Source organism: Arthrobacter hankyongi (assembly GCF_022012395.1).
In the GTDB taxonomy this organism is placed as follows: Bacteria; Actinomycetota; Actinomycetes; order Actinomycetales; family Micrococcaceae; genus Crystallibacter; species Crystallibacter hankyongi.
Genome location: NZ_JAKLTQ010000012.1, coordinates 41,411 through 66,387 on the forward strand (window position 1 = coordinate 41,411; position 24,977 = coordinate 66,387).

Below are 24,977 nucleotides of genomic sequence, written 5' to 3' on the forward strand. Positions count from 1 at the left end.
TTCCGGACAGGCCATCCAGTTTAGCGAGATACAGCGTTTCACCCTCGGCGCGGACCCGTTTTTTGGGCTCTGGCCGGCCCGATCGGCGGCTGCCGGCCACCGCGCGCCGGCCGCCGGGGTGCCCGCAGGCAGAGGCTGCCGGCACCCGCTGGTTCCCCGGCAGCGCGCGGAATCCGGCACCCGGCGAAGCACGACAGCCGGCCGGAAGGCAAGAAGGACACGAATCAATTTTTATGAAGTCCGCCACATTCGGCCGGACGGCGGTGTGTCGGCCGGGCAAATGTCGGCGGCAGGGGCGGTCAAACCACCCCGGAAACCCCCAGCCAGGAGCCGATCAGGAACGTGGCCAGCAGGGCCAGCGCCCCGCCGAGCACCACCCGGATCGTGGCCCGGCCGATCCGGGCCCCGCCCAGGTAGGCGCCCAGCGCGCCGGTGATGGCCAGGGCCAGCAGCGTCGCGATGAAAGTGATCGGCACACGCAGCGGCTCCGGCGGCAGCAGGATGGCCAGCAGCGGCAGGACGGCCCCGGCCACGAAGGCGATGAACGAAGCAATGGCCGCATGCCACGGACTGGCCACGTCCTCCTCGCGGATATTCAGTTCGGCATCCAGGTGCGCGGCGAGCGCGTCGTGCGCGGTCAGTTCCTTGGCGACCTGGATGGCCGTTGCCTCGCTCACGCCCTTGGCCTGGTACAGCGCGGCCAGCTCGGACAGCTCCTCCTCGGGCTGTTCGCGCAGCTCGCGGGTTTCCTTGGCGATCAGGGCTGTCTGGCTGTCCTTGGAACTGGAGACCGAGACGTACTCGCCCAGCGCCATCGAAATGGCACCGCCGATCACCGCGGCGAGGCCGGCCGCCAGCAGGGTGCCGAAATCCGTGGTCGCACCGGCCACGCCGACCACCATGGCAGCGACGGAGACGATGCCGTCGTTCGCGCCGAGCACCCCGGCCCGCAGCCAGTTCAGCCGGGCGGCCAGGCCTTCGATCGCGTGCGGCTCGTTTCCGTGCTGCTGTGGTCCGTCCGCCTGGAGGTTGGGCTGGCTGCTCATAGCATCAGCGAAGCACTTAACCCGCAGGCCCGCCAGCGAGGACAGGCAGTCCTCAGTCCTACCGCGCCGCACTTTCCCCGTTCGCGGCCTGCCCCACACGCTTCGCGCGCGGGGACCCCTGGCCACTCTCTTATCGCTTCGCCCGCGGCGGGGCAGGCGGAGAACGCTAGCTAGCTGACCGGATGCAGCCCGGTCAGCTGCGGGTACTTCGCGGTCAGCGAGTCCCCGGAGGACTGCCCACGCAGCCGTCGGCCGACCCACGGAGCCAGATGCCGGCGCACCCACTGCGCGTCCGCGGCGAAGGCGGCCCGCCGGGACAAGGTGGCCAAGGCCGGCAGCTGCGGCATGGCGATGACGTCTTCGGCCTGGAGCACCTCGAGGACGCGCTTGGCCATCAGCGTATGGCCGGCCGTGGACATGTGCAGCCGGTCCTCGGCCCAGTAGCGCCGGTCCTGGAATTCGCGCAGCCGCCAGTAGTCCAGCAGCAGCGTGCCGTGCCGGTCCGCGATCTCCCGCACCCATTCGTTGTAGATGGCCGTGCGGCCCCGGGTCCGGCCGAAGACCGCCGACTTGGCCGAGTCGAATCCGGTGAACAGCAGCACCCGGGCGCCGGAGGCGGCCAGCCGCGCCACGCCGTCGTCATACGCCGCCATCAGTTCGTCGATGTCCACCTTCGGCCGCAGGATGTCGTTGCCCCCGGCGTACAACGAAACCAGGGTCGGCTGCAGGGCCAGCGCTGCGTCGAGCTGCTCGGCCAGAACCTGGCCGATCTTCTTGCCGCGGACCGCCAGGTTGGCATAGCCCCAGTTGGTGTCGGCGAGCATCAGCTGCTCCGCCACCCGGTCCGCCCAGCCGCGCACCCCGTTGGGCAGCAGCAGGTCCTCGTCCCCGACGCCTTCGGTAAAGGAATCCCCCAGGGCAACGAAACGTTCGGTGAATGTCACCCGAACAGATTAACAAATCGCCGCGTCAACAACTCGCCCCACCTCCCCACCCCGACCCCAGTCGATGGGAGCTGGGGGGGTCAGGCGCTGCTGCGGGGTGCGTACATGATCACCGCGACGCCGGCGAGCGCGATGGCCGCGCCGGCCAGGTCCCAGCGGTCCGGCCGAAAGCCGTCCACCAGGATGCCCCAGGCCAGCGAGCCGGCGATGAAGATCCCGCCGTAGGAGGCCAGCACCCGGCCGAAGTGCGCATCCGGCTGCAGTGCCGCGATGAAACCGTACGCGCCCAGGGCCATGATGCCCAGCCCGGCGAGCCACCAGGGGCGCCCTTCGCGGACGGCCTGCCAGATCAGCCAGGCGCCGCCGATTTCGGCGACGGCGGCGAGGACGAACAGGAGAACGGATTTGGCAATGGTCACCGGACCAGTCTCCCGCATCCTGGGGCGGTCAGCGGGCGGCCAGCGTCCTGGCCCGGCGGTGGGACAGGATCTGCCCGCCGATGACGATGGCCAGGGCGATGATGAACATGGCCGAGCCGATGACGTTGGCCTGGGCGGGGATGCCGCGGGTGGCCGAAACGTAGATGAACTTCGGGAACGTGGTCACATTGCCGGAGTTGAAGTTGGTGATGATGAAGTCGTCGAAGCTCATCGCGAACGCCAGCAGTGCAGCGGCAACGATGCCGGGCAGCAGCAGCGGGAAAGTCACCCGCCAGAAGGCCTGCAGGGGCGAGGCGTACAGGTCCGACGCCGCTTCCTCCAGTTTCGGGTCCAGGCTCGCCACCCGCGCCTTGACCGTGACCACCACGAAGGAAATGCAGAACATGGTGTGGGCAATGATGATGGTGCCCAGGCCCAGCTCGGCACCGATGTTCAGGAACTGGGCCAGCAGCGAAGCCCCCAGCACCACCTCCGGTGTGGCCAGCGGCAGGAAGATGAGCATGTTCGCCGTGGCGTTGAGCCGGAACCGGTAGCGGACCAGGCCGATCGCGATCGCGGTGCCCAGGGCGGTGGCCAGCACGGTGGCGATGGCGCCGATCTGCAGGCTGTTGCCCAGGGCCTCGCAGACCGCGGGCGCCCCGCAGGGATTGAGCCAGTTCTCCAGCGTGAAGCCGCGCCAGCTGAGGTTGGTGCGGCCGGCGTCGTTGAAGGAAAAAGCAAAGACGTAGGCGACCGGCACCAGCAGGAAGATAAAGGCGAGCCCGCCGAAGACCGGGACCAGCCAGCGGCCGATGGTCGTTTTCATCCGGGCCTCCTAGACCAGGTCCTTGGTGCCGAAGCGGCGGACATACAGTGTGACCAAAACCAGGATGGCCAGCATCAGGATGAAGGACAGCGCCGCGGCGCCGGGGTAGTCGACCACGCGGAAGAACCGGGAATCGATCACCTGGCCGATCATGGTGGTGTCCTGGTTGTTGCCCAGCAGCGCGGCATTGACGTAGTCGCCGGAAGCCGGGATGAAGGTCAGCAGCGTGCCGGCGAGGACCCCGGGCATGGACAGCGGCAGGGTCACGGTGCGGAAGGTGGTGAAGCCGCCGGCATACAGGTCCGAGCCGGCTTCGATCAGCCGCGTGTCCAGCCGCTCGAGGTTCGCGTAGATCGGCAGCGTCATGAACGGCAGGAAGTTGTAGGTCAGCCCGCACACCACCGCGAACGCCGTCGCGGTCAGCCGCCCGTCCTGCGGCAGCAGGGACAGTGCCCGCAGCACCTGCACCACCGGACCCTCGTCGGCGAGGATCTGCTTCCAGGCCTGGGTGCGCAGGATGAAGCTGGTGAAGAACGGGGCGATGATCAGCACCAGCAGGATCCCCTGCAGCAGCTTGCGCCCGCGCAGCCGCACGGCCACCAGATAGGCCATCGGGTACCCGATCAGCAGGGCCGCTGCGGTGGCCACCAGCGCGAAGGCGAAGGAGCGCAGCAGTTCCGGCCAGTAATTCTGCAGCACCACCACGTAGTTGCCGAATTCCAGCGCCGGGGCGAACTGGCCGATGTCCGCCCCCGGCGGCTTGGTGTACAGCGAGGTGGCCAGCAGCGAAAACACCGGCAGCACGAAGAACAGGAGCATAAAGACGAAGCCGGGCAGGATGAGCCAGTAGCCGGTCCGGCCCCGGCGCCTGTCCGCGGCGCGCTCCTGAACGCTGCCCGTTCCGGCCGGACGCCGGGCGGCAAGCAGGCTCATCCGTCCGCCGCCTCGGCGGCGCCGGCGCTGGTGTCCTCGTCGCCGCGGAGCCCGAAGGCGTGCCCGGTGTCCCAGGCCAGCACGACTTCGTCCCCCGGCCGGGCCAGCTGCTGCCCGTGGTTCTGGCTGAAGACGCCCAGCGTGCCGATGCCGGGCACGGCCACCAGGTACTCGGTGCTCACGCCGGTGAAGGAGGTGTCCAGCACGCGCCCGCGCAGCAGGTTCGTGTCCGTTCCGGGCGCGTCCACCGGCCACAGGATCTTCAGCTTCTCCGGCCGGATGCCTACCACCGCCCGGCCGTGGTGGGCTGCGGCGCGGTCCTTACGGACCGCCAGCCGGTGTCCGCCGGCGGCGACGACGACGGCGTCGCCCCGGTCTTCGACGACGTCGCCGGCGATCAGGTTCGACTTGCCCAGGAAATTGGCCACGAACGCGGTGCGCGGCAGTTCGTAGAGGTCCCGCGGTGCGCCCAACTGCTCCACCCTGCCGCCGTTCATCACGGCCACGGTGTCCGCCATGGTCATGGCCTCGTCCTGGTCGTGCGTGACGTGCACAAAGGTCAGCCCCACCTCGGTCTGGATCTTCTTCAGCTCCACCTGCATCTGGCGCCGCAGTTTCAGGTCCAGCGCCCCCAGCGGTTCGTCCAGCAGCAGCACCGCGGGACGGTTGACCACCGCCCGGGCCAGCGCCACCCGCTGCTGCTGGCCGCCGGAGAGCTGCCCGGGCCGGCGTGCGCCCAGATGGCCCAGCTCCACCAACTCGAGCGCCGCCTTGGCCTGGGCCTGCGCGTCACGGACCCTGCGGCGCTTGAGGCCGAAGGCCACGTTGTCCAGCACGCTCATGTGCGGGAACAGGGCATAGTTCTGGAAGACGGTGTTGACCGGCCGTTCGTGGGCGCCGGTTCCGGTCAGGTCCCGGCCGCCGATCATGATCTGCCCGGACGTGGGCTGCTCCAGGCCTGCCACCATGCGCAGCGTCGTGGTCTTGCCGCAGCCGGACGGGCCCAGCAGGGCGAAGAACGATCCGGCCGGGATGGTCAGGTCCAGGTTGTCCACGGCCACGAAGTCCGCGAACCGTTTGGTTACCGAGGCCAGCGAAAGGTCCGCGCCGCCGGCCGCCGCGCCGGCGGGTTCCGGGGCCGTTTTGAGCTCGTGCTGGGTCATCAGTTGCCGATCGCCTGCTGGAAGCGGTCGCTGAAGTCCGTTTCCTCGTCCGCGCTGAGCGTCCGGAAGACGTGGGCCCGGGCGAGGTCCTCGTCGGAGGGGAAGATCAGCGGGTTGTCCACCAGCGATGGATCGATCTTCTCCATCGCCGCGCGGGCGCCCTGTACCGGGCTGATGTAGTTCACGTAGGCGGCCACCGTGGCCGCGTTCACCGGGTCATAGTAGTAGTCCATCACGGCCTCGGCGTTGGCCTTGTGCGGGGAGCCGATGGGCACCATCAGGTTGTCCGACCAGAGCGTGCAGCCGGCTTCCGGGATGGCAAACTCCCATTTGTTGCCTTCCTCGAAGTTCAGTTGGGTGATGTCCCCCGACCAGCAGATCACCGCCAGCGCATCCCCGGAGATCAGGTCCTCCTTGTACGAGTTGCCCTTGACCTGGCGGATCTGGCCGTCCGCGATCTGCTTGTTGAGCACCTCCAGCGCCTTGTCGAACTCCGTGCTGCCCCAGCTGCCGGCGATGTCGACACCGTCTTCGAGCATGAGCAGTCCCATCGTGTCGCGCATCTCGTCCAGGACTTCCACCCGGCCCTTCAGCTCCGGCTGCCACAGGTCGGACACCTTCCTCAGGCCGCCGGGGACTGCCTCCTTGTTCCAGGCGATCCCGGCGAAGCCGGACTGCCACGTCAGCGAATGGGTCCGGCCCGGATCGAAGTCCACCTTCTGCAGGGTCGCCAGCAGATTGGCGGCATTCGGGATGTTCGCCCGGTCCAGCTCCTGGGTATAGCCGAGCCGGATCAGCCGCGCCGCCATCCAGTCCGTGAGCGTGATGATGTCCTGGCCGATGTCCTGCCCGGCGGCCAGCTGGGCCTGGACCTTGCCGAAGTAGGTGTCGTTGCCGTCGATGTCCTCGGCATAGCCGGCCTTGATCCCGCTGGCCTTGGAGAACGCCTCCAGCGACGGGTACTTCCCGGTCTTGTCGTCGTAGTCCAGGTACAGCGTCCAGTTGGCCCAGTTCACTTCCTTCTGGGAAGCGGACAGATCCTGCGCCGCGGCCGGCTTGGCGCCGGGGTCGGCGGCCTTGCCGCTTCCCGAGGTGCCGCACGCAGCCAGCAGGGACGCCAGCGTCAGGCCGCCCGCGCCGAGAAGGACGTTGCGGCGGGATAGCTGTGCGGAAACCAGCCGGCGCAGCACCGGGTCCTCGGGAAGTCGCTTGGGCATCTGGTCCTCCAGTTCGCTAGGCGCATGTGCCGAAGATACTTCCAGAGGGCAACAGCGGCGGCAAGGGTTTTAGTTGTAAATATTTCGTTACGCAACTGATCCAGAACTACTACACTTCATAATCTGCTTATTTCGTTGCTAAAGGCCTTGTGTTCAATCGATTCCGGAGATTGAATAGCAGCCAGATCATCGAGGAAGTGCGGGAGGTGGATACCTTTGACATCGCAGCCTGCGGGCAGTCCGGCGGCCAACAGCGGCATTGACGCGGTTTCCAAAGCGATTATCGAACAGCTGCAGGAGGACGGCAGGCGGTCCTATGCCGCCATCGGCAAAGCGGTAGGACTGTCCGAGGCGGCCGTGCGGCAGCGGGTCCAGAAGCTGATGGACGGCGGCATCATGCAGATCGTCGCCGTGACTGATCCGATGCAGCTGGGCTTCTCCCGGCAGGCCATGCTCGGCGTCAAGGCCGAGGCGGACCTGCTGGCGGTGTCGGATGAAATAGCGGCGATCCCGCAGGTGGACTACTGCCTGGTCACCGCGGGATCCTTCGACATCCTTGCCGAAGTGGTCTGCGAGAACGACCACGACCTGATGCTGCTGGTCAACCAGATCCGCAGCATCCCCGGCGTGCGCAGCACCGAAACGTTCATGTACCTGTCCCTGCGCAAGCAGGAATACAACTGGGGAACACGATGACTCAAACCACGACCAGCAAGTCCTCCCTTACGCCGCGCGGCACCGACCGCCAGCAAGCCGCCCGCGACCACCTGTGGATGCACATGGCCCGCCACGCGCCGCTGGCGGCCGGCGGCACCGTGCCGGTGATCACCCGCGGCGAGGGCCACCTGATCTACGACGACCAGGGCCGCGAATACATCGACGGCCTGGCCGGGCTTTTTGTGGTCCAGGCCGGCCACGGCCGCCAGGAACTGGCCGAGGCCGCAGCACGGCAGGCGAAGGACCTGGCCTTCATGCCGCTGTGGTCCTATGCCCACGAACCGGCCATCGATTTGGCCGAACGGCTGGCCCACTATGCCCCCGGCGACCTGAACCGCGTCTTCTTCACCACCGGCGGCGGCGAGGCGGTGGAATCGGCTTGGAAGCTGGCCAAGCAGTATTTCAAGCTCAAGGGAAAACCCGGCAAGACCAAGGTGGTCTCCCGCGCCGTCGCCTACCACGGCACCCCGCAGGGCGCGCTGGCCATCACCTCCATCCCGGGGATGAAGACCCCGTTCGAACCGCTGGTGCCAGGCACCTTCCGGGTGCCCAACACCAACCAGTACCGTGCCCCGGAAGGACTGGAGGATCCTGCTGCCTTCGGACTCTGGGCCGCCGAGCGCATCCGCGAGGCAATCGAGTTCGAGGGCCCCGAATCCGTGGCCGCGGTGTTCCTGGAACCGGTGCAGAACTCCGGCGGCTGCTTCCCGCCGCCGCCGGGCTACTTCCAGCGGGTGCGCGAGATCTGCGACGAGTACGACGTGCTGCTCGTCTCGGACGAGGTCATCTGCGCCTTCGGCCGCATCGGCTCGATGTTCGCCTGCGAGGACTTCGGCTACGTGCCGGATATCATCACCTGCGCCAAGGGCCTGACCAGCGGCTACTCCCCGATCGGTGCCATGATCGCCTCGGACAGGCTGTTCGAGCCGTTCCAGCACGGCGACACCACCTTCTACCACGGCTACACCTTCGGCGGGCACCCGGTCTCCGCCGCCGTCGCCATGGCGAACCTGGACATCTTCGAGCGCGAGAGCCTCAACCAGCGCGTGAAGGACAACGCCCCGGCCTTCCGCGCCAGCTTGGAACGGCTGCTGGACCTGCCCATCGTCGGAGACGTCCGCGGCGAGGGGTATTTCTACGGGATCGAGCTGGTCAAGGACAAGGCCACCAAGGAAACCTTCACGGACGAGGAATCCGAGCGCCTGCTGCGCGGCTACCTCTCCACTGCGCTGTTCGACGCCGGGCTGTACTGCCGGGCCGACGACCGCGGGGATCCGGTGATCCAGCTGGCCCCGCCGCTGACCATCGGCCAGAGCGAGTTCGATGCGATCGAGCAGATCCTGCGCTCGGTCCTGACCGAAGGGCTGAACCACCTCTGAGGGCCGGCCGGGCAGCGCGTCCCGGCTGTCGGCAGCCACCGCTACGATTGCCCCATGGCGGCAACACATGAACCCGGTTTTCCCCAAGGCGTCGGGGCGCCGGCAGTCCGGGCCCTGAACGCGGCGGGCTACACCTCGCTGCGCCAATTGGCGGGCGTGCCTGCGGCCGAGCTGGCCAAGCTGCACGGGATGGGGCCCAAGGCGCTGGCCAGGCTGCAGTCGGCGCTGGCCGAGCTCGGCCTGCAGCTGGGCTGAGGCGCGCCTACCGGTTGGGGCAGGCCCTATCGTGTCGCTGACGCGCCACGCAGGGACCCGCCTGCCCCACCCTTGCCGGACACCCTGTCCGCCGCCCGGGCCAGCCGGGACGTGCGGGCCAGCCCGTGCGCCTCGGCCCGGTCCGCGGCGCGGTATGCCGCGTACATGGCCTGGACCGCGATCCAGCGCAGCGGCTCCGGTTCCCAGCGGCGCACCCGCCGGTTGGTCCAGGGCATGGCGGCCAGCTCGCTGTCCGGGTCCAGGACCAAGTCCCGCAGCGTGCGCGCGGCCAGGTTCGTGGCGGCCACGCCGGTGCCCACGTACCCGCCGGCCCAGCCGAGCCCGGTGCGCGGATCCAGGCCCACCGTCGCCGTCCAGTCCCGCGGCACGCCCAGCACGCCGGACCAGGCGTGGTCGATCGCCGCGCCGCGGGCAGCCGGGAACATCTCCTGCAGGATCCCGGTCAGCGCCCGGATGGTCCGCGGCTGGGTGCTGCCGTCGGTATCCGTGCGGGAACCGAAGCGGTACGGCACGCCACGGCCGCCGAGGGCGATCCGGTTGTCGGCGGTGCGCTGGGCATACATGTACGCGTGCGCCAGGTCCCCCACCGTCTCGCGCTGCGCCCAGCCGATCTGCTCCCATACCGCCTCCGGCAGCGGTTCGGTGGCGATCATCGACGAATTCATCGGCAGCCAGTCGCGGTGGGCGCCCTTGAGATTGGCGGTGAATCCTTCGGTCGCGCGCAGGACGTAGGCGGCACGGACGTCGCCGCGGTCCGTGCGGGCCAGGCCGGGCGCAATCCGTGTCACGGTGGTGCCTTCGTAGAGCCGGACCCCGCGCCGCAGCACGGCGCGGGCCAGGCCGCGCACCAGCTTGCCCGGATGGATGCGGGCGCAGTGCGGCTGCCACAGGCCGCCGAGGGCGCCGTCGATCCGGATCCGTTCCTGCGTCTGTTCCCGGTCCAGCAGCACCGCGCCGGCTTCCGGCCACAGCGCCTCCGCCGCGGCCCAGGCTTGCAGCCGCCGCAGCTGCGCCCGGTTCCGGGTCACGTTCAGTTCCCCGCCCTTGCAGATGTCCGCCTCGATCCCCTCGGCGCGGGCGACGGCGGCGACCTCGTCCACGGTGCCGTTGAGCAGTTCCTGGAAGCGTCCGGCCACCTGGCGCCCGTGGCTGCGCACGCAGCGGTCCCGGCCGCCGGTGATGCTGTTGGTCAGCCAGCCGCCGTTGCGGCCCGAAGCACCGAAGCCGGCAAAGCGGCTTTCCAGCACGACGACGTCGAGCTCCGGCCGCGCCTGCTTCAGGTAGTAGGCCGTCCACAGGCCGGTGTAGCCGGCACCCACGATCGCCACGTCCGCCGTCGTATCCCCGTCGAGGCCAAGTCCCGGGGCGGGCACCGGGCCGTCGGCAAACCAGAACGAGATCCTGCCATTGACGGTCATGCGTTTCCCTCCGGCCGGCGTGTTGTGCCCCTACGTTGCCCACACGTTAGTACGGAGCGTGCACCCGGCGCGCTGCGGAATCCGCAGCGCGGGTCAGAGTTCGGCCTTGCCGAGCCGCCAGTAGCCCATAAACGCCACCTGCCGGCGGTCGATGCCGGCGTCGCGGACCAGGTAGCGGCGCAGCCCGCGGACCACTGCCGCTTCGCCGGCGATCCAGGCGTAGAACGGTTTGCTGGTGCCGCCGGTGGTTTCCCACAGGATCGTCTCATCCACGTTGACCTCCTCCGGTTCGGTCCCCGGCCCGGCGCCGGCCGCCCGGACGGCGACGGCGGTGCGGACCGCTTGATCCAGCAGCTCGCCGTGCGGGCGCCGGCCGCGGGCCAGCCAGCGGATCTCCACCTCGGCTGCGGTCTGCAGGTCCTGGAAGTCCGCCGCGTCCGGCACCTCGAGGATGGCGCTGCCCGTGATCTGCGGCGGCAGCTGCCCGAGGATCGCCGCGATCGCCGGCAGCGCCGTTTCGTCGCCGGCCAGCAGCACCTGCGAGGCCAGGCCGGGGCGCCATTCAATGCCTCCGTAGGGATTGGTGCGCTCCCGCGGTGACGGCTTCGCCGCCGCGGCGTTCGGCCCGATGACCGTGACGGCATCGCCCGGTTCGGCCCGGCAGGCCCAGCTGGAAGCCGGGCCGCCGGCGCCGGCTTCGTCGACATGCAGCACGAAGTCCACGTCCAGCTCGGGCCGCGGACCGCCGCGGAATTCGCGCACCGTGTAGGTGCGCATGACACCGCGCCGGGCCGGCTCCATGGCCAGCCACTGCTGGTACCAGCCGCCGCCCAGCTCCGCGGCGCCGGACCGGGCACCGCTGCCGGTCCCGAAGGACGGCAGCGGCAGGGCGCGCCCGGTGCCGTCGAGCGCCGGGATCATCAGCTTGATCCGCAGGTCCAGCGTCGGCCCGCCCACCCCGAAGCGGTGCAGCCCCTCACCGGTGAAGGTGATCCGCCTAAAGTGCGGGGACAGGTCCTGCACCCGCTGCACCGCCAGCTCGAAGGCCAGGACCGGGACAATGTTTTCCACGTCGGTGGCCATGGCACTCATACTGCGGCTCCTTCTGTTAAGCGGGCATTGTTCTGCGGGGCGGTTTGTGCGGCGGGGCCGCCATGGTGCCGTCCGATGGGCACCACCATCGGCGTGCCGGAGACCGGGTCATTGATGATGCGCGACTGCAGTCCGAAGACCTCGGCCACCAGTTCCTCCGTCACCACTGCGGAGGGGGCGCCCTGGGCCAGCACCTGGCCGGCCTTCAGCGCGATCAGGTGGTCCGCATAGCGGGCGGCCAGGTTCAGGTCATGCAGGACGATTGCCACGGTGGTGCCCCGGTTCCGGTTCAGGTCGGTCACCAGGTCCAGTACCTCGACCTGGTGGGCCACGTCCAGGAAGGTGGTGGGCTCGTCCAGCAGCAGGATGTCCGTTTCCTGGGCCAGCGCCATGGCGATCCAGACCCGCTGCCGCTGGCCACCGGAGAGTTCGTCCACGCCGCGCCCGGCGAGCTGAAGCGTGTTCGTCGCGGCCATCGCGGCACGCACCGCCTCCACGTCGCGGCTGGTCCATTGGCGGAACCAGCCCTGGTGCGGGTAGCGGCCGCGGCCCACCAACTCGGCCACCGTCAGCCCGTCCGGGGCCACCGGGGACTGCGGCAGCAGTCCCAGCACCCTGGCCACCTCGCGGGTGGGCCGGGCATGGATGTCCTTGCCGTCCAGCAGCACGGTCCCCGAGCCGGGACGCAGCAGCCGGGCCAGGCCGCGCAGCAAGGTGGACTTGCCGCAGGCATTGGCGCCGACGATGATGCTCACCTGCCCCGGGGACAGGGCCACCGTCAGGTCCTGCAGCACGGCGCGGCCGCCGTAGGACAGGGTGAGATTGCGGGTTTCGAGCGTATGCATTCAGCCTCCTCGGCCGACACGGTTGGTGGAAACGAGCAGCCAGAGCAGGAACGGCGCGCCGAGCGCGCCGGTCACCACCCCGACCGGCAGGGCGGTGGCGCCGGGCAGGAACTGTGGAACCAGGGTGGCGGCGGTGAAGTCCGCAGCCAGCACGATCACCGTCCCCACCAGCGCGGAGACCGTCAGCGAGCCGCGCCCGCCGAGCAGCCGCCGCGCAATCGGGGCAGCGAGGAAGGAGATGAAGGCCACCGGGCCGGCGGCGGCAGTGGCAGCCGCGGCCAGCAGCACGGCCGCGGCCATCAGGTACAGCCGGGCCGGCGCCACCTTCACGCCCAGGCCGGCCGCGGCGTCGTCGCCCATTTCCAGCCCGCGCAGGCTGCGCGACAAGGCCGCCACGGCAGGCAGCAGGACCAGCAGGCATCCGGCGAGGGCGCCGGCGCGGTCCCAGTTGCTGGAGTTGAGCGACCCGGTCAGCCACACCAGCGCCGCCTGGGCGGTCTGGATGTCGGCCCGGGTCAGCAGGTAGTGGACCAGCGCCTGCAGCACGGCGGCGAAGCCGATACCGACCAGGACCAGGCGGCCGGAGGCGGCGTTCGAGGGGCCGGCCTGCCGGTGCGAGAGCAGGTAGATCAACAGGGCCACCGCCAGTGCGCCGCCCATGGCCGCGGCCGACACCGCGAAGCCCGCCGCCCCGAAGAGCACCATCGCGGCCACCGCGCTGGCGCTGGCTCCATAGCTGATCCCGATGATGTCCGGGCTGGCCAGCGGATTACGCAGCATGGTCTGGAAAATGCTGCCCGCCAGCCCGAACGCCACCCCGACCAGGGTCCCGGCTACCGCGCGCGGCAACCGGTTCTCCAGCACGATGAAGCCCGCACCCGGGATGTTCTCCCCGGCCAGCAGCCGGAAGAAGTCCGGCAGGCTGACCAGGTAGCTGCCGAGGAGCACATTGGCGAAAAACAGCACGACGGCGGCGGCCCCGAGTCCGGCGCTGATGGTCCTGATGCGCCGCCGGCGGCCAGCCGGCCAGACCGTTCCGGCGGCCCGGGCGTCCGGCAGGATGCGCGCGCTCACAGGCCTGCCGCCTTCCGGCTCCGGACCAGCCAGATGAAGACCGGGGCGCCGACCGCCGCTGTCATGATCCCGGCCTGGACCTCGCCGGGCAGCGCGATCAGCCGGCCGACGATGTCCGCGCCCAGCAGCAGCATCGGCGCCAGCAGCGCCGACAGCGGCAGGATCCGGCGGTAGTCCGGCCCGGTGAAGGCCCGCACCATATGCGGGATCACCAGCCCCACGAACGCAATAGGGCCGGCCAGCGCGGTCGCGGAGCCGCAGAGGATGACGATCCCCAGTGCCGAGACCGCCCGGGACAGCGCCACCCGCTGGCCCAGCCCGCGGGCCGTGTCATCGCCCAGGGACAGGTTGTTCAGGACCTTGCCGGTGCAGGCGGTCACCAGCACGCCGGCCAGCAGGAATGGCAGCACCTGCCCGACCGCCTCCCAGCCCCGCCCGCTGATCGAGCCCACCTGCCAGATCCTGAAGGCTTCCAGCGTGTCCCGGCTGCCCACCAGCACGGCGTTCATTACGGAGCCCAAACCGGCGGTGAGCGCCGCCCCGGCCAGGGCGAGCTTGACCGGGGTGGCGCCTTCCCGGCCGAGGCTGGCGATGCCATAGACCACGACGGCGGCCGCGGCCGCCCCGAGGAAGGCCAGCCAGATGTAGCCGGAGAGCTGCGTAATGCCGAAGGCATAGATGCCGGCGACGACGGCCAGCGACGCCCCGGCGTTGACGCCGAGGATCCCCGGGTCCGCCAGCGGGTTCCGGGCCACGCCCTGCATGGCGGCGCCGGCCAGGCCGAGGGCGGCACCGGCCAGCAGGCCGGTGACCGTGCGCGGGATCCGCGCGTGGAGCACCGCATGGTCCCCATTGGCCGGGTCGAAGGCCGTGAACGCCTCGACCAGCGTGTCCCAGCCGACCGCACGGGCGCCGAAGGCCAGCGAGCCGAGAACCACCGCGGCCAGTCCGGCGACCGCCAGCGCGACCCCGGCGGCCAGCCGCCGGTCCGGCACCGCGGCCACCGGCCGCCCGCCTACCGCTGCAATCATGTCCTACCTCCTCGGAACCGGACTTCCGCACCCGGAATCCCGGGCGCGCGTCCGGCGGCTGGAACGGGCTACTTCGCCGCGTCCGCGGCGTCGGCCGCTTCACCGAGCAGGGGCAGGAACTTGTCCAAGGCCCACGGCAGGCTCAGCGGGGAGGCGGCCGAGATGGCCAGGGTGAGCGTATTGTCCGAGTCGGCCACCAGGGCGCCGGACTTGACGGCCGGGATCTGGCCCAGCAGCGGATCCTGTTTGATCGCCTCCTTGGTCTTGGCATCCGGAACCCAGGTCACGAAGACGTCCGATTCCAGCTCGTTGGCGCGCTCGCTGGACCACGGGAGGAAGAACTCGGGCGAGTCCTTGCCGGCCTCGGCCACGAACGGTGACATGGTCATGCCGATGCTGCTCAGGAAGCGGGGACGGTTGTCCTGTTCGAGGTAGATATTGATGCCGTCGCCGCGGTCCGGCTCGAGGTTGCCGTAGATAAAGCTCTTGCCCTTCAGCTGCGGGTAGTCCGCGGCCTTGTCCGCGACGGTCTGCTCGGTCGCGGCCACCAGCGCCTCGGCCTCGGCGTTCTTGCCGAGGGCCTGCCCGATCATCCGGGTGGAATCCTGCCAGGGGGTGCCCCAGGCCACGTCGGGATACGCCACCACCGGGGCGATCTTGGAGAGCGTCTTGTAGTCCTCTTCGGTCAGGCCGGAGTAGGCGGCCAGAATGACATCCGGGGTCAGCGCGGCGATCTCGTCGAACGCGATGCCGTCCGCCTCGGAGTACTGCTTCGGCGCCTTTCCGGTACCGATGGCGGCGTCCAGTTCCTGGAGCCTGGCATCCTTCCACGGCGTGGACGCGTTCTGGTTCCCGCCCCACTCGTCCGCGGCCATGCCCACCGGAACCACGCCGAACGCCAGCGCCACATCCGCGTTCACCCAGGACACGGTGGCGACACGGGCGGGCTGCTTGTCGATGACGGTCTCGCCGAAGGCGTGCTCAATCGTGACGGGGAAATCCGTGCCGTCCGCGGGGTCCGCGGCAGCGCCGGTTCCGCCGGCCGGGCCCGTGGCACAGGCGGTGAGGGACAACAGGACGACGGCGGCTGCCGCGGCTAAACGGCGTGCGAGTGAAAGGTCCACTGAAGGCTCCTGGGCTCAAGGTGTCAAAACAAAGGTTAGGCTAGCCTATGTTTGGAAGAAATAGGAAACAGTTCACTTGCGTAAGTCGTTGACGGTCATCGGCCGCCGCGGAAGGGCCCTGCCGGGCGGCGCAGCGGAACATCCGGCGGCATAATCGGAGCATGCCCGCTCCACTGATCCTGCTGCACGGCTGGGCCTGTTCCAGCGCCTACTGGAAGCCACTGGCCCGCGAGCTGGAAGATGCCGGCCGCACCGTGCTGGCGGTGGACCTGCCCGGTTACGGCATGGCCGGAGCGGCGGACCGGGCCGGAGACAACCCTGCCGGCGGTGCCGCCGGGGACGGCTTCGAGTGGACCGTGGAGAACGTGGCGGCCCGGCTCGCCGCGGAGCTGGCCGGCCACGGCCCCGCGCACTGGGTCGGGCACTCGCTCGGCGGCAACATTGCGGCCACCGTGGCGGCGCGGCGGCCGGAGGTTGCGGCATCGGTAACGCTGGTCGGCATGGTGCCGCTGCCGCCGTCGGCGGCCACCGCAGCCAGGCTCCGGCGGCTTTTCGGCGGCACCGGGCCGGCCGCCCCGGACGCCGCCGGCGAAATGATCGCGGCCTGGTTCCGCGGCGGAACGGAGCCCGAAGGCGCGGACCGGGAAACGTTCCTGGCCCCCTTCCGGCTCCCCGCCGCCGTCGTGCGCGAAAGCATGCTGGCCGGCCTCGAGGGGGCCGCCGGCGAGGTGCCGGACCTGGTGCGCGCACCCACGCTGGTGCTCACCGGCAGCCGGGATGCGACGCGGACGCCCGAGGCCATCGCCGGCTTCCTGTCCCTACACCCGGGCTGGCGGCACGTGCAGGTGCCGGGAGCCGGCCATATGGTGCACTGGGAGCAGCCGGCGGCCTGTGCGGCGGCCATCCTGGCCCACCTTGCGCAGGCGGAGCAGCAGGCGGCACCGGCCGGATAGGCGCTACGGCTTGCGGGCCGCGTGCGTCTCCTTCTGCACCACCGGCATGATTTCGGTTGCCAGCAGCTCGATGGACTTGGCCGTCTCGGCGAACGGCAGGCCGCCCAGGCCGATCTGGGCCATGTACCGGTCGTGGCCGAACACCTCGTACTGGACCATGATCTTCTCGATCACTTCCTGCGGGCTGCCCGCCAGCAGGCCGCCGCCGGGTCCGGCCCAGTCCTCGAACGTGGCGCGCGGGAAGTGGCCCATCCGCCGGGGCATGTTCTGTTCGAAGTAGGCGCGGTAATAGGGATAGAAGGTGTCCCGGGCCTGCTGCGACGTCGGTGCGGCAAAGAAGTGCCCGCCGGTGCCGATCGGCAGCGCCTTCGGATCATGTCCGTGCGCCGCGGCGGTCTCCCGGTAGTACTCCACCAGCCGGGCGAAGTGCTGCGGCCCGGACAGCAGTGCGATGTAGAGCGGCAGGCCCAGGCGCCCGGCGCGCTCGAAGGAGGCGGGCGTGCCGCCGACGCCCACCCAGACCGGCAGCCGCTCCTGCAGCGGGCGCGGGGCGATGTCCATCCCGTCGATGCCGTGCGTGAGGCCGCCCTGCCAGCTGAGCACCTCCTGGCTGCGGGCGGCCAGCAGGAGCTGCAGCTTCTCCTCGAACAGGGCGTCGTAATCCGCCAGGTCGTAGCCGAACAGCGGATAGGACTCGGTGAAGGCGCCGCGGCCGGCGATGATCTCGGCCCGCCCGTCCGAGACCAGGTCCAGCGTGGCGAACTGCTCGAAGAGCCGCACCGGATCCTGGGTGGAAAGCACCGTCACGGCGGTGGCCAGCCGCAGCTGCGTGGTCTCGCGGGCGATGGCGGCCAGCACCACCTCCGGCGCGGAGATGGCGAAGTCGTGGCGGTGGTGCTCGCCCAGGCCCAGGAAGGAGATGCCGGCCTGGTCCGCCAGCTTGGCCAGCTCCAGCAGCTCCTTCAGCCGCTGGTGCGGCGTGAGGGCCTGCCCCGTGTCGATGTTGCGGCTGAGCTCGCCGAAGGTGAAAATGCCGAAATCCACTGATCTCTCCCGGTTGTGCCAATGAGTCTGAATAGTTGAAGCTTCAGGTAACTCCCATTATTCCCGGGACCCGGATTTCCATACCGGGGAGTAACAATTGTCCGTTGCCGGTAGTACGGTAATGACACAGCTAAAGGGTCACCGGCCCACGGCGGCCCTGGTCGAAGGGGACAGCCATGAGCACTGGTACGGACCGGACGCAGGAATCCGGCGAAGTCAGCGAACGCGCGGCCCGCGCGGTGGCCGAAGCGGCACGGGAAACCGAGTGGACGCGGCCGAGCTTCGCCAAGGGCCTGTACCTGGGCCACTTTGATCCTGACCTGATCCACCCCCATCCCGTCCCCACCCCGGAGCAACAGGCAGCGGGCGAGACCTTCCTGGCCCGGCTTGAGGAATTCGCCCGCACGATGGACGGACGGCTGATCGAGCGCGAGTCCCGGATTCCGGACGAATACCTGCAGGGCCTGGCCGAACTGGGCACCTTCGGCATGAAGACCCCGGTCGAATACGGCGGCCTGGGCCTGTCGCTGACCTATTACGGCCGGGCCCTGATGCTGCTCAGCTCCGTCCACCCCAGCCTGGGGGCCATGTTGTCGGCCCACCAGTCGGTGGGCGTCCCGGAACCGGTCAAGGTCTTCGGCACCGAGGACCAGAAGCGCCGGTACCTGCCCCGCTGCGCGGCCGGCGCGGTCACGGCATTCCTGCTGACCGAACCCGGCGTCGGTTCGGACCCGGCCCGCCTGTCGTCGACGGCGGAGCCGGACGAGGACGGGGAAACGTACGTGCTCAACGGGAGCAAGCTGTGGACCACCAACGGGGTGGTCGCCGAACTGGTGGTGGTCATGGCCAAGGTGCCCCCGCATGGGGAATCGGCCGGCGGCATCACCGCCTTCGTGGTCGAGGCGGACTCCCCCGGGATCACCGTGGAGCACCGCAATGCCTTCAGCGGGCTGCACGGACTCGAAAACGGGGTCACCCGCTTCCACAACGTCCGGGTCCCGGCGGCCAACCGGCTGGGCAAGGAAGGCCAGGGCCTCAAGATCGCCCTGAACACCCTGAATACGGGGCGGCTGGCCATTCCGGCCATCTGCGCCGGAAGCGGCAAGTGGTCCTTGAAGATCGCCCGCGAATGGTCCATGGCCCGCGTCCAGTGGGGCCGGCCGATCGGCCGGCACGAGGCCGTGGGCAAGAAGATCGCCTTCATCGCCGCCACCGCCTTCGCGCTGGAGGCCGTCTTCGAACTCTCCGCTGCGCTGGCGGAGTCCGGGCTCAAGGACGTGCGGATCGAGGCGGCCCTGGCCAAGCTCTGGTCCAGCGAAATGGCCTGGAAGGTCGCGGACGACCTGGTCCAGATCCGCGGCGGCCGCGGCTTCGAGACCGCCGATTCCCTGGAGGCACGCGGCGAGCGGGCGGTAGCTGCCGAACAGCAGCTGCGGGACATGCGGATCAACAGGATCTTCGAAGGCTCCTCGGAGATTATGCGGCTGCTGATCGCGCGGGAAGCGGTGGACACCCATCTGGCCGCGGCCGGTGACCTGGCCTCGGCCGATGCCGACCTGTCCGCCAAGGCCCGCGCCGCCCTTGGCGCCAGCGGCTTCTACGCGGGCTGGCTCCCCAAGCTGCTGGCCGGCCAGGGACTGAATCCCCGGTCCTATGCCGAGTTCGGGCCGCTCGCGACGCACCTGCGGTTCGCCGAGCGGTCCTCGCGCAAGCTGGCCCGGAACACCTTTGCCGGGATGGCGCGCTGGCAGGCCGGGCTGGAGCACCGGCAGGCCTTCCTCGGACGCATTGTGGACATCGGCGCCGAGCTGTTCGCCATGGCCGCCTGCTGCAGCCGGGCGGAGCTGCTGCGCCGGCAGGATCCGGCGGCGGGCAGGAGCGCCCGGGAGCTCGCCGATGCATTCTGCCAGCAGTCCCGCGAGCGCGTCCGGCAGCTGTTCGATGATCTCTGGCGCAATACCGATGCCACCGACCAGCGGCTGGCCGGCAAGGTGCTCGACGGCGAGTACACCTGGCTGGAAGCCGGCATCATCGATATCTCCGAAGGCACCGGCCCGTGGATCGCCGAACCGGGCACCGGTCCCTCGACCCGTGAGAACCAGCGCCGCCGCTACCGGTAGGCCCGCAGGAAGGCAACCATTTTCGGCACGAACCAGGTCCCAGGATCCGCGGCCACCAGCCGATATATTGGGATGGACTGATTCGCCGATTGCCCGTGCCGGAAGGAGGTGCCGTGGCCTCCCTGCCTGCCTTGCAGTCGCAGATCTACCGGACCTTGCCGGCGCTGGAGCGGGCCGATACCATCGCGCAGCGGATTTCCACGGCCATTTCGCTGGGCATGCTGCGCGAAGGCGAACGGCTGCCGGCCGAATCCGAGCTCTCCGAAATGTTCGGCGTTGCCGGGGCCACCCTTCGCGACGCGCTCGCGTCCCTGCGCGAGCAGGGCATTGTCGAGACCCGCCGGGGCCGCAATGGCGGAACCTTCGTCGTCAAGGCTCCGCCGGCGGCCCGCGACCTGATGCAGCGGTACCTGGCGGAAACCTCCATCGCCGAGCTGCGGGACCTGGGCGACGAGCATGCGGCCGTCACCGCTGCCACGGTCCGCCTGGCCTGCGACCGCGCTGACCCGCAGGCGCTGGACCGGCTGGAACAGCTGGCCCGTGCGCAGGCCCGCGCCGAGACGCCGGAGGCACGGGCCCGGGCGGACAGCCGCTTCCACATCGAACTGGCCGTCGCGGCCCAGTCGCCGCGGCTGGTCGCCACGGAAATCCGGCTCCAGGGTGAAATCAGCCAGATCCTGTGGACCCCGCTGGCCGGCGTCTTCGACCTGGAAACGGCGGCGGCGGAACATCTGCAGCTGGCCCAGGCGATCCGGCGCGACGAGCCGGACACGGCCCAGCGGCTGGCGCTGGAGCACATCCGCCGGAACATCTACCACCTGATCGACACCAAGCTGTCCCTGAGCTACTCGGACCGGACCCAGGAGACCCTTTGAGCCCGCAGGACCTCACCGCGAAGGCCGCCGACTCGATCACCGGCTGGCTCAACGACCTCTACCGGGACCTGGGGACCATGTCCGGCGAGGTGGGCCTGCTGCTGGAAGCCGCGCTGGGAGACCGCACCAAGATCTCCAAACGGGATTTGGCCGGCCTGCGGGAAAAATCCACCAAATTCCTGAATTCCCATTCCGACGTCGTGGGCGCCGGGGTCATATTTTCGATTTCCTCCATTCAGGACGCCGAAGGCGTTTTGGAATGGTGGTTCAAGAATGACGACAACGCCATCGAAAAGCTGGATTTCGATCTGGCTCCGGAAGGCAACAGCTTCTACGACTACGAACAGCTGCCCTGGTTTTCGATTGCCGCGCGCACCGGGCAGCAGACCATCGCCGGGCCCTACGTGGACTATCTGGGCTTCAACGAATACATCATGACCTGCACGGTGCCCAGCTACGTGCGCGGGAACTTCATCGGCGTGACCGGCTGCGACCTGCGCGTGCGCGACCTGGAACAGGTCTTCATCCCGATGATCCGCAGCGTCCCCGGCGATGCGGCCATCCTGAACGGCAACGAGAACCGCGTGGTGCTGGGCAATTCGGGCCGGTTCCTGGTCGGTGAACGGATCAAGAACCGGCCCGAGGGCTACTCGCTGGTGCCGCTGGAGGTGCCCTACCTGAACCTGAGCCTGCTCTGCAGCAGCCGGCCGGGCTAGGACACGCCCACAGTTCCGGCCAAGGCGTCCTGCCGCCGCGCGCAGCGCGCCGCGAACGCCTCGAAGATCAGGGCGCGGTCCGCGGCGCTGCCGTGGGAATCCTCCGGATGCCACTGCACCCCGACCACCCAGGAGTTCTCCCGGTGTTCGGTGCCTTCCACTACGCCGTCGCCGGCCACGGCAGTCACGGCCAGCGCATCGGCCACGGTTCCCACCGCCTGGTGGTGCCCGGAGCGGACGGTGACGCGGTCGCGGCCCAGGATGCCGGCGATCCGGGTGCCCGGCACCAGCGAGACTTCCTCGTCCAGGAAGATCGGCGCGCCCGGGCCGCCGCGGTGCAGCTGCCACGGGTCCAGGTCCGGGATCAGGGTGCCGCCGCAGGCGACGTTGAGCAGCTGCGAGCCGCGGCAGATGGCCAGCAGCGGCTGGTCCCGTTCCAGTACGCCGCGGATCAGCGCCAGGCAGTACTCGTCCGCGCGCCGGTCCACACCGTAGGAGTTCGGCACCGGTCCGTGGTGGCCGTAGAGGGCGCCGTCCACGTCCCCGCCGCCGAGGAAGAGCACGCCGTCGAATCCGGCCAGCTCCGTCTCCGGCACCAGGTCATCGGCTGCGCTGTCCACCAGTTCGGCCCGTGCCCCGGCGGCCAGCAAGGCCTCGATGGCAGTGCGGGTGAACCGCTCCATCAGCTCCAGCGTCTGGGCCGTCATGCCCGGAAACGTCAGCGAGACGACGACGGCGATCCGCGGCGCGTCCGCCGGCAGCCCGGCGACGCCGGCCGGTACGACGTCGGCCGGGTCCACCCGCAGTGCCGGCGCGCCGCCTTCCTGCCCGGCCCTCACCGGACGCCTGCCCCGGCGAGCCCGGCCAGGACGTCCCGCCGCTGCCGGGCGGCCTCCACCACCCACTGGAACAGGGCATGGTCCGCGGGGTTGCCGGCCGCGAGGTCCTCCGGATGCCACTGCACCGCCAGCAGCGGGGAGCCGGGCAGCTCCAGGGCCTCGACCACGCCGTCGGCGGCGGTGGCCGTCACGCGCAGGCCCTCACCAAGGTCCCCCACCGCCTGGTGGTGGTAGGAGGAAACCTCCACCGTGCCGGCGCCCGCGGCAGCGGCCAGCAGCGACCCCGCGGGCACCGCCACCGGATGGACGGCGTCCTTGTGCGTCACGGCGCCCGGCTCCAGATGCTGGATAAGCGTGCCGCCGCGGGAGACATTCAGCAGCTGCAGCCCGCGGCAGATCGCCAGCAGCGGGATATCCGCCTCGAGGCAGCCGGCCAGGATCCCTGCCTCGTAGGCGTCCTGGCCGTCATAGTCGGCGGGCCAGTAGTGCTCGTCCGGCTCGGCCCCGTACCGCGCCGGGTCCACATCCGCCCCGCCGGGGAGCACGACGCCGTCGAACCGGGCCAGCTGGGCGGCCGGGTTCCCCACGCCGTCAATGCTGCCGGGGAACATCACCACCGGTTCGCCGCCCGCGCGGTCGATGCAGCGCAGCACGGCGGCCGCAACGGCCACACCGTCGAACCGCATCCCGTGCACGGAACTGGACCACATGCCCGGCACCCCGATCAGCGGCCGGCTCATGCGGGCACCTGGGTGTCCAGGGGGAAGGGCAGGTGCGGCATCCACTGGTTCCAGGTCCGTGCCAGCCGCCCGTCCGCCACCACGGCGGCCAGCGCGGTGTTCAGCTCCGCCAGCAGGAACGGGTTGTCCTTGGCCACGCCGATCCCCCAGCGGTTGCCGGTGCGGGCGGTGAAGGCCACCTCGTAGGCCGGATCTTCGCCGAGCGGGACGGTGACGACGTCGTCGTCCACCATGGCGTCCACCTCGCCGCGGCGCAGGGCCGCCAGCATGTCGCCGAAGACGTCGGCACCGGTGAAGCCCACCGGGACGATGCCCGGGAAGGTCAGGGCGAGCTTCATGTTCGCGCTGCCCTCGATCGCCGCTACCTTGTAGCCGGCCAGGTCCTCCGGGGCGCGCGCCGGGTCGCCCCGGCGCACCAGCACGGTCTCGTCGAACACCGCGTACGGGTCGCTGAAGTTCACCACTGCCTGGCGCTCGGGGATGATCCCCTGGCCGCACCAGACGGCGTCGACGCGGTGGTCGCGCACCGCCGGGAGCATGTCGTCCCAGGCCATGACCACCCACTCGAGGCGCAGGCCCAGCACGGAGGCCACCAGTGCCGCCGCCGACGGCTCGTAGCCGCGCCGGATCCCGGCGGCGTCGGCCAGGTGGAACAACGGCGGGGCCTCGGAATCGATGCAGGCCAGGCGCAGGATGCCCGGTGAGAGGGTGGCGCTCACGGGATGGTCTCCCAGTACATGTCGCGCTCCCACTCGGTGATGGCGCCGCAGTAGCGCGCCCATTCCTCCTGCTTCAGCTGGGTGTAGATGGCAACCAGGTCCGCCGGCAGCACGCCGGTGAGGTAGCTGTCCGCCGCGAAGGCCTCGACCGCGTCGCCCAAGGTCAGCGGCAGCTGGCCGCCGGCCGCGGCAACCCCCGCGCCGTCGTCGGGCAGGCCCGGATCCAGCCGCCGGTCCAGGCCGTCCTCCATCGAGGCCAGGATCAGCGTATGGGACAGGTACGGGTTCACCGCCGCGTCCGGGACCCGGTATTCCATCCGGCCGTTGGCGGAGATCCGGACCAGGCAGCCGCGGCTGTCCAGGCCCCAGTTGGCCAGGCTCGGGGCGAACTGTCCGGCGTCCCAGAAGCGCTTGTAGGAATTCACCGTCGAGGCCATCACCGCCATCGTGCCGGGGGCGTGGGCGAGCAGGCCGCCGAGGGCGTGCCGGGCGGTCTGCGAGATGTGCAGCTCCACCCGCCCGGCGTCCTCGGTGACGTTGGTGTCCCCGTCCCACAGGCTCAGGTTGTGGTGGCAGCCGTTGCCCATCTGGCCGTTGTACGGCTTGGGCATGAAGCTGGCCGTGACGCCGAATTCGCGGGCCACCTGCTTGCAGATCTGCCGGTAGGTGACCAGCCGGTCCGCGGTGTTCTCGACCCGGTCGTACATCCAGTTCAGCTCGAGCTGGCCGTCATCCTCGTAGTCGCCCTCGATCATGTCCAGGCCCATGGCCTTGGCGTAGGTGACCAACTGCTTGTAGATCGGGCGCATGCGCTCCAGGTTCTCCACCTGGTAGGCCGGGCTGGTGCCCGGCTTCTTGACCACGTCCAGGCCCGGGCCTTCCCAGGTCATCTCCGGTTCGGTGCCGGAACGGACCTCGAAGCCGGTGCGCGCGGTGAACGCCTCGTGCGAGCGGATCAGCAGCGAGCGGGTGTCGACGGCCAGCGGGCGGCCGCCGACCTCGGGCAGGTGCGGGGGCTCGTACGCGGTGCAGAAAATGCGTGCCACCGAGGTGTCCCAGGGCAGCACCACGAAGGTGTCCGGCTCGGGCAGCGCCCAGAATTCGCGCGCCTCGATGCCGCCGCCGATCAGGTTGCCGTAGCGGTCGTTCTGCAGGTCCGAGAGTGCGGTGCGGTGGAAGGCGATGCCCTTGGCCAGGTTGCGGCGGAAGTGGTTCGCCGGGACCATCTTGGCCACCATCCGCGAGCCGATGGTCGGCAGCGCGTAATAGATGTACTCGACACCGGCTTCCTCGATCCGGCGGCCGAGTTCGCGCACGACGTCGGGGCGCAGGTTGGATTCCTGGTGCCGGGCGAACGCTTCCCTGTCGTTCAGGGCGTCGTGGAGGCCGGACTGCAGGCCGGTCCCGGCCAGTTCGGGCCGGACGGGGGTGAGAGTCATGTCGGTCTTCTTTCTAGGCTTGTCCAGG

General features: G+C 70.0%; 25 protein-coding genes. 7 read left to right on the forward strand and 18 right to left on the reverse strand.

Annotation, left to right across the window (positions count from 1 at the left end; translation table 11 throughout):
- Window positions 1-299: 299 nt before the first annotated feature.
- The 7 genes from LVY72_RS15190 to LVY72_RS15220 all read right to left on the reverse strand — a co-directional run bounded on the left by LVY72_RS15190 (window position 300) and on the right by LVY72_RS15220 (window position 6,548).
- Window positions 300-1,046 carry a VIT1/CCC1 transporter family protein gene (locus tag LVY72_RS15190; protein ID WP_237822351.1) on the reverse strand — a complete coding sequence of 249 codons (747 nt, stop codon included), beginning with the start codon at window positions 1,044-1,046 and terminating at the stop codon, window positions 300-302.
- Window positions 1,047-1,216: 170 nt separating this feature from the next.
- Window positions 1,217-1,990, reverse strand: a complete 774-nt coding sequence (locus LVY72_RS15195) for an SGNH/GDSL hydrolase family protein (RefSeq protein ID WP_237822353.1) — start codon at window positions 1,988-1,990, stop codon at window positions 1,217-1,219.
- An 80-nt stretch (window positions 1,991-2,070) separates the two neighbouring features.
- Window positions 2,071-2,409, reverse strand: coding sequence for a YnfA family protein (locus tag LVY72_RS15200; RefSeq protein ID WP_237822355.1), 339 nt, complete (start codon window positions 2,407-2,409; stop codon window positions 2,071-2,073).
- Window positions 2,410-2,437: 28 nt separating this feature from the next.
- On the reverse strand, window positions 2,438-3,235 hold the full coding sequence (locus LVY72_RS15205; RefSeq protein ID WP_237822357.1) for an ABC transporter permease: 798 nt from the start codon (window positions 3,233-3,235) through the stop codon (window positions 2,438-2,440).
- A gap of 9 nt (window positions 3,236-3,244) precedes the next feature.
- A complete protein-coding gene (locus LVY72_RS15210) occupies window positions 3,245-4,168 on the reverse strand; it encodes an ABC transporter permease (protein ID WP_237822359.1) in 924 nt (307 codons plus the stop codon).
- Complete coding sequence (locus tag LVY72_RS15215; RefSeq protein ID WP_237822361.1) at window positions 4,165-5,331, reverse strand: ABC transporter ATP-binding protein; 1,167 nt, start codon at window positions 5,329-5,331, stop codon at window positions 4,165-4,167. Before LVY72_RS15215 ends, LVY72_RS15210 begins: the two co-directional genes overlap by 4 nt.
- Complete coding sequence (locus LVY72_RS15220; RefSeq protein ID WP_237822363.1) at window positions 5,331-6,548, reverse strand: ABC transporter substrate-binding protein; 1,218 nt, start codon at window positions 6,546-6,548, stop codon at window positions 5,331-5,333. The genes LVY72_RS15215 and LVY72_RS15220 overlap by 1 nt, the downstream gene beginning before the upstream one ends.
- A 216-nt stretch (window positions 6,549-6,764) precedes the next feature.
- On the opposite strand from LVY72_RS15220, the gene LVY72_RS15225 reads away from it, so the two are divergent.
- From LVY72_RS15225 to LVY72_RS15235, 3 genes are read left to right on the forward strand one after another with little or no spacing between them, the layout of a single operon-like run.
- Window positions 6,765-7,244, forward strand: a complete 480-nt coding sequence (locus LVY72_RS15225; RefSeq protein ID WP_269092553.1) for an Lrp/AsnC family transcriptional regulator — start codon at window positions 6,765-6,767, stop codon at window positions 7,242-7,244.
- Window positions 7,241-8,644, forward strand: a complete 1,404-nt coding sequence (locus LVY72_RS15230) for an aspartate aminotransferase family protein (RefSeq protein ID WP_237822364.1) — start codon at window positions 7,241-7,243, stop codon at window positions 8,642-8,644. Before LVY72_RS15225 ends, LVY72_RS15230 begins: the two co-directional genes overlap by 4 nt.
- 54 nt (window positions 8,645-8,698) lie before the next feature.
- Window positions 8,699-8,899 carry a helix-hairpin-helix domain-containing protein gene (locus tag LVY72_RS15235; protein WP_237822366.1) on the forward strand — a complete coding sequence of 67 codons (201 nt, stop codon included), beginning with the start codon at window positions 8,699-8,701 and terminating at the stop codon, window positions 8,897-8,899.
- 26 nt (window positions 8,900-8,925) lie between these two features.
- Here LVY72_RS15235 and LVY72_RS15240 read toward each other — a convergent pair whose 3' ends face one another.
- The 6 genes from LVY72_RS15240 to LVY72_RS15265 form a co-directional block, all read right to left on the reverse strand.
- Window positions 8,926-10,338 (reverse strand): NAD(P)/FAD-dependent oxidoreductase, encoded by a 1,413-nt coding sequence (locus tag LVY72_RS15240; RefSeq protein WP_237822368.1) that lies wholly within the window; start codon window positions 10,336-10,338, stop codon window positions 8,926-8,928.
- A gap of 93 nt (window positions 10,339-10,431) precedes the next feature.
- A complete protein-coding gene (locus LVY72_RS15245) occupies window positions 10,432-11,430 on the reverse strand; it encodes a siderophore-interacting protein (protein WP_237822370.1) in 999 nt (332 codons plus the stop codon).
- Entirely contained in the window at window positions 11,427-12,275 is an 849-nt protein-coding gene (locus tag LVY72_RS15250; RefSeq protein WP_237822372.1) for an ABC transporter ATP-binding protein, read from the reverse strand. Before LVY72_RS15250 ends, LVY72_RS15245 begins: the two co-directional genes overlap by 4 nt.
- Window positions 12,276-13,337, reverse strand: coding sequence for a FecCD family ABC transporter permease (locus LVY72_RS15255; RefSeq protein WP_372463717.1), 1,062 nt, complete (start codon window positions 13,335-13,337; stop codon window positions 12,276-12,278).
- 8 nt (window positions 13,338-13,345) lie between these two features.
- Window positions 13,346-14,380 carry a FecCD family ABC transporter permease gene (locus tag LVY72_RS15260; protein ID WP_237822374.1) on the reverse strand — a complete coding sequence of 345 codons (1,035 nt, stop codon included), beginning with the start codon at window positions 14,378-14,380 and terminating at the stop codon, window positions 13,346-13,348.
- A 68-nt stretch (window positions 14,381-14,448) separates the two neighbouring features.
- On the reverse strand, window positions 14,449-15,504 hold the full coding sequence (locus LVY72_RS15265; RefSeq protein ID WP_237822376.1) for an iron-siderophore ABC transporter substrate-binding protein: 1,056 nt from the start codon (window positions 15,502-15,504) through the stop codon (window positions 14,449-14,451).
- A gap of 161 nt (window positions 15,505-15,665) precedes the next feature.
- Between LVY72_RS15265 and LVY72_RS15270 the strand changes: the two genes are divergently transcribed.
- Window positions 15,666-16,457, forward strand: a complete 792-nt coding sequence (locus tag LVY72_RS15270; protein ID WP_237822378.1) for an alpha/beta fold hydrolase — start codon at window positions 15,666-15,668, stop codon at window positions 16,455-16,457.
- 3 nt (window positions 16,458-16,460) lie between these two features.
- Here the strand turns inward: LVY72_RS15270 and LVY72_RS15275 are convergent, their stop codons facing one another.
- On the reverse strand, window positions 16,461-17,501 hold the full coding sequence (locus LVY72_RS15275; protein ID WP_237822380.1) for an LLM class flavin-dependent oxidoreductase: 1,041 nt from the start codon (window positions 17,499-17,501) through the stop codon (window positions 16,461-16,463).
- Window positions 17,502-17,677: 176 nt separating this feature from the next.
- On the opposite strand from LVY72_RS15275, the gene LVY72_RS15280 reads away from it, so the two are divergent.
- The 3 genes from LVY72_RS15280 to LVY72_RS15290 all read left to right on the forward strand — a co-directional run bounded on the left by LVY72_RS15280 (window position 17,678) and on the right by LVY72_RS15290 (window position 21,212).
- Entirely contained in the window at window positions 17,678-19,621 is a 1,944-nt protein-coding gene (locus LVY72_RS15280; RefSeq protein WP_237822383.1) for an acyl-CoA dehydrogenase family protein, read from the forward strand.
- A gap of 113 nt (window positions 19,622-19,734) precedes the next feature.
- Window positions 19,735-20,496 carry a FadR/GntR family transcriptional regulator gene (locus LVY72_RS15285; RefSeq protein ID WP_237822385.1) on the forward strand — a complete coding sequence of 254 codons (762 nt, stop codon included), beginning with the start codon at window positions 19,735-19,737 and terminating at the stop codon, window positions 20,494-20,496.
- Window positions 20,493-21,212, forward strand: coding sequence for a cache domain-containing protein (locus LVY72_RS15290; RefSeq protein ID WP_237822387.1), 720 nt, complete (start codon window positions 20,493-20,495; stop codon window positions 21,210-21,212). Before LVY72_RS15285 ends, LVY72_RS15290 begins: the two co-directional genes overlap by 4 nt.
- Here LVY72_RS15290 and LVY72_RS15295 read toward each other — a convergent pair.
- The 4 genes from LVY72_RS15295 to LVY72_RS15310 are packed head-to-tail and all read right to left on the reverse strand — an operon-like array spanning window position 21,209 to window position 24,949.
- Complete coding sequence (locus tag LVY72_RS15295) at window positions 21,209-22,051, reverse strand: gamma-glutamyl-gamma-aminobutyrate hydrolase family protein (RefSeq protein ID WP_237822389.1); 843 nt, start codon at window positions 22,049-22,051, stop codon at window positions 21,209-21,211. The two genes, LVY72_RS15290 and LVY72_RS15295, sit on opposite strands and share 4 nt — an antisense overlap.
- The gene (locus tag LVY72_RS15300) at window positions 22,048-22,791 is read right to left on the reverse strand and encodes a gamma-glutamyl-gamma-aminobutyrate hydrolase family protein (protein WP_237822391.1); all 744 of its coding nucleotides are present in this window, start codon (window positions 22,789-22,791) and stop codon (window positions 22,048-22,050) included. Before LVY72_RS15300 ends, LVY72_RS15295 begins: the two co-directional genes overlap by 4 nt.
- On the reverse strand, window positions 22,788-23,510 hold the full coding sequence (locus LVY72_RS15305; protein WP_237822393.1) for an ABC transporter substrate-binding protein: 723 nt from the start codon (window positions 23,508-23,510) through the stop codon (window positions 22,788-22,790). Before LVY72_RS15305 ends, LVY72_RS15300 begins: the two co-directional genes overlap by 4 nt.
- On the reverse strand, window positions 23,507-24,949 hold the full coding sequence (locus LVY72_RS15310) for a glutamine synthetase family protein (protein ID WP_237822395.1): 1,443 nt from the start codon (window positions 24,947-24,949) through the stop codon (window positions 23,507-23,509). The genes LVY72_RS15305 and LVY72_RS15310 overlap by 4 nt, the downstream gene beginning before the upstream one ends.
- Window positions 24,950-24,977 lie beyond the last annotated feature (28 nt).

Bases quoted from the DNA above. Each gene is read 5' to 3' on its own strand.
- LVY72_RS15190 (WP_237822351.1), bottom strand. From the start codon at position 1,046: ATGAGCAGCCAGCCCAACCTCCAGGCGGACGGACCACAGCAGCACGGA.
- LVY72_RS15205 (WP_237822357.1), bottom strand. From the start codon at position 3,235: ATGAAAACGACCATCGGCCGCTGGCTGGTCCCGGTCTTCGGCGGGCTC.
- LVY72_RS15210 (WP_237822359.1), bottom strand. From the start codon at position 4,168: ATGAGCCTGCTTGCCGCCCGGCGTCCGGCCGGAACGGGCAGCGTTCAG.
- LVY72_RS15215 (WP_237822361.1), bottom strand. From the start codon at position 5,331: ATGACCCAGCACGAGCTCAAAACGGCCCCGGAACCCGCCGGCGCGGCG.
- LVY72_RS15220 (WP_237822363.1), bottom strand. From the start codon at position 6,548: ATGCCCAAGCGACTTCCCGAGGACCCGGTGCTGCGCCGGCTGGTTTCC.
- LVY72_RS15230 (WP_237822364.1), top strand. From the start codon at position 7,241: ATGACTCAAACCACGACCAGCAAGTCCTCCCTTACGCCGCGCGGCACC.
- LVY72_RS15235 (WP_237822366.1), top strand. From the start codon at position 8,699: ATGGCGGCAACACATGAACCCGGTTTTCCCCAAGGCGTCGGGGCGCCG.
- LVY72_RS15240 (WP_237822368.1), bottom strand. From the start codon at position 10,338: ATGACCGTCAATGGCAGGATCTCGTTCTGGTTTGCCGACGGCCCGGTG.
- LVY72_RS15245 (WP_237822370.1), bottom strand. From the start codon at position 11,430: ATGAGTGCCATGGCCACCGACGTGGAAAACATTGTCCCGGTCCTGGCC.
- LVY72_RS15250 (WP_237822372.1), bottom strand. From the start codon at position 12,275: ATGCATACGCTCGAAACCCGCAATCTCACCCTGTCCTACGGCGGCCGC.
- LVY72_RS15260 (WP_237822374.1), bottom strand. From the start codon at position 14,380: ATGATTGCAGCGGTAGGCGGGCGGCCGGTGGCCGCGGTGCCGGACCGG.
- LVY72_RS15270 (WP_237822378.1), top strand. From the start codon at position 15,666: ATGCCCGCTCCACTGATCCTGCTGCACGGCTGGGCCTGTTCCAGCGCC.
- LVY72_RS15280 (WP_237822383.1), top strand. From the start codon at position 17,678: ATGAGCACTGGTACGGACCGGACGCAGGAATCCGGCGAAGTCAGCGAA.
- LVY72_RS15300 (WP_237822391.1), bottom strand. From the start codon at position 22,791: ATGAGCCGGCCGCTGATCGGGGTGCCGGGCATGTGGTCCAGTTCCGTG.
- LVY72_RS15310 (WP_237822395.1), bottom strand. From the start codon at position 24,949: ATGACTCTCACCCCCGTCCGGCCCGAACTGGCCGGGACCGGCCTGCAG.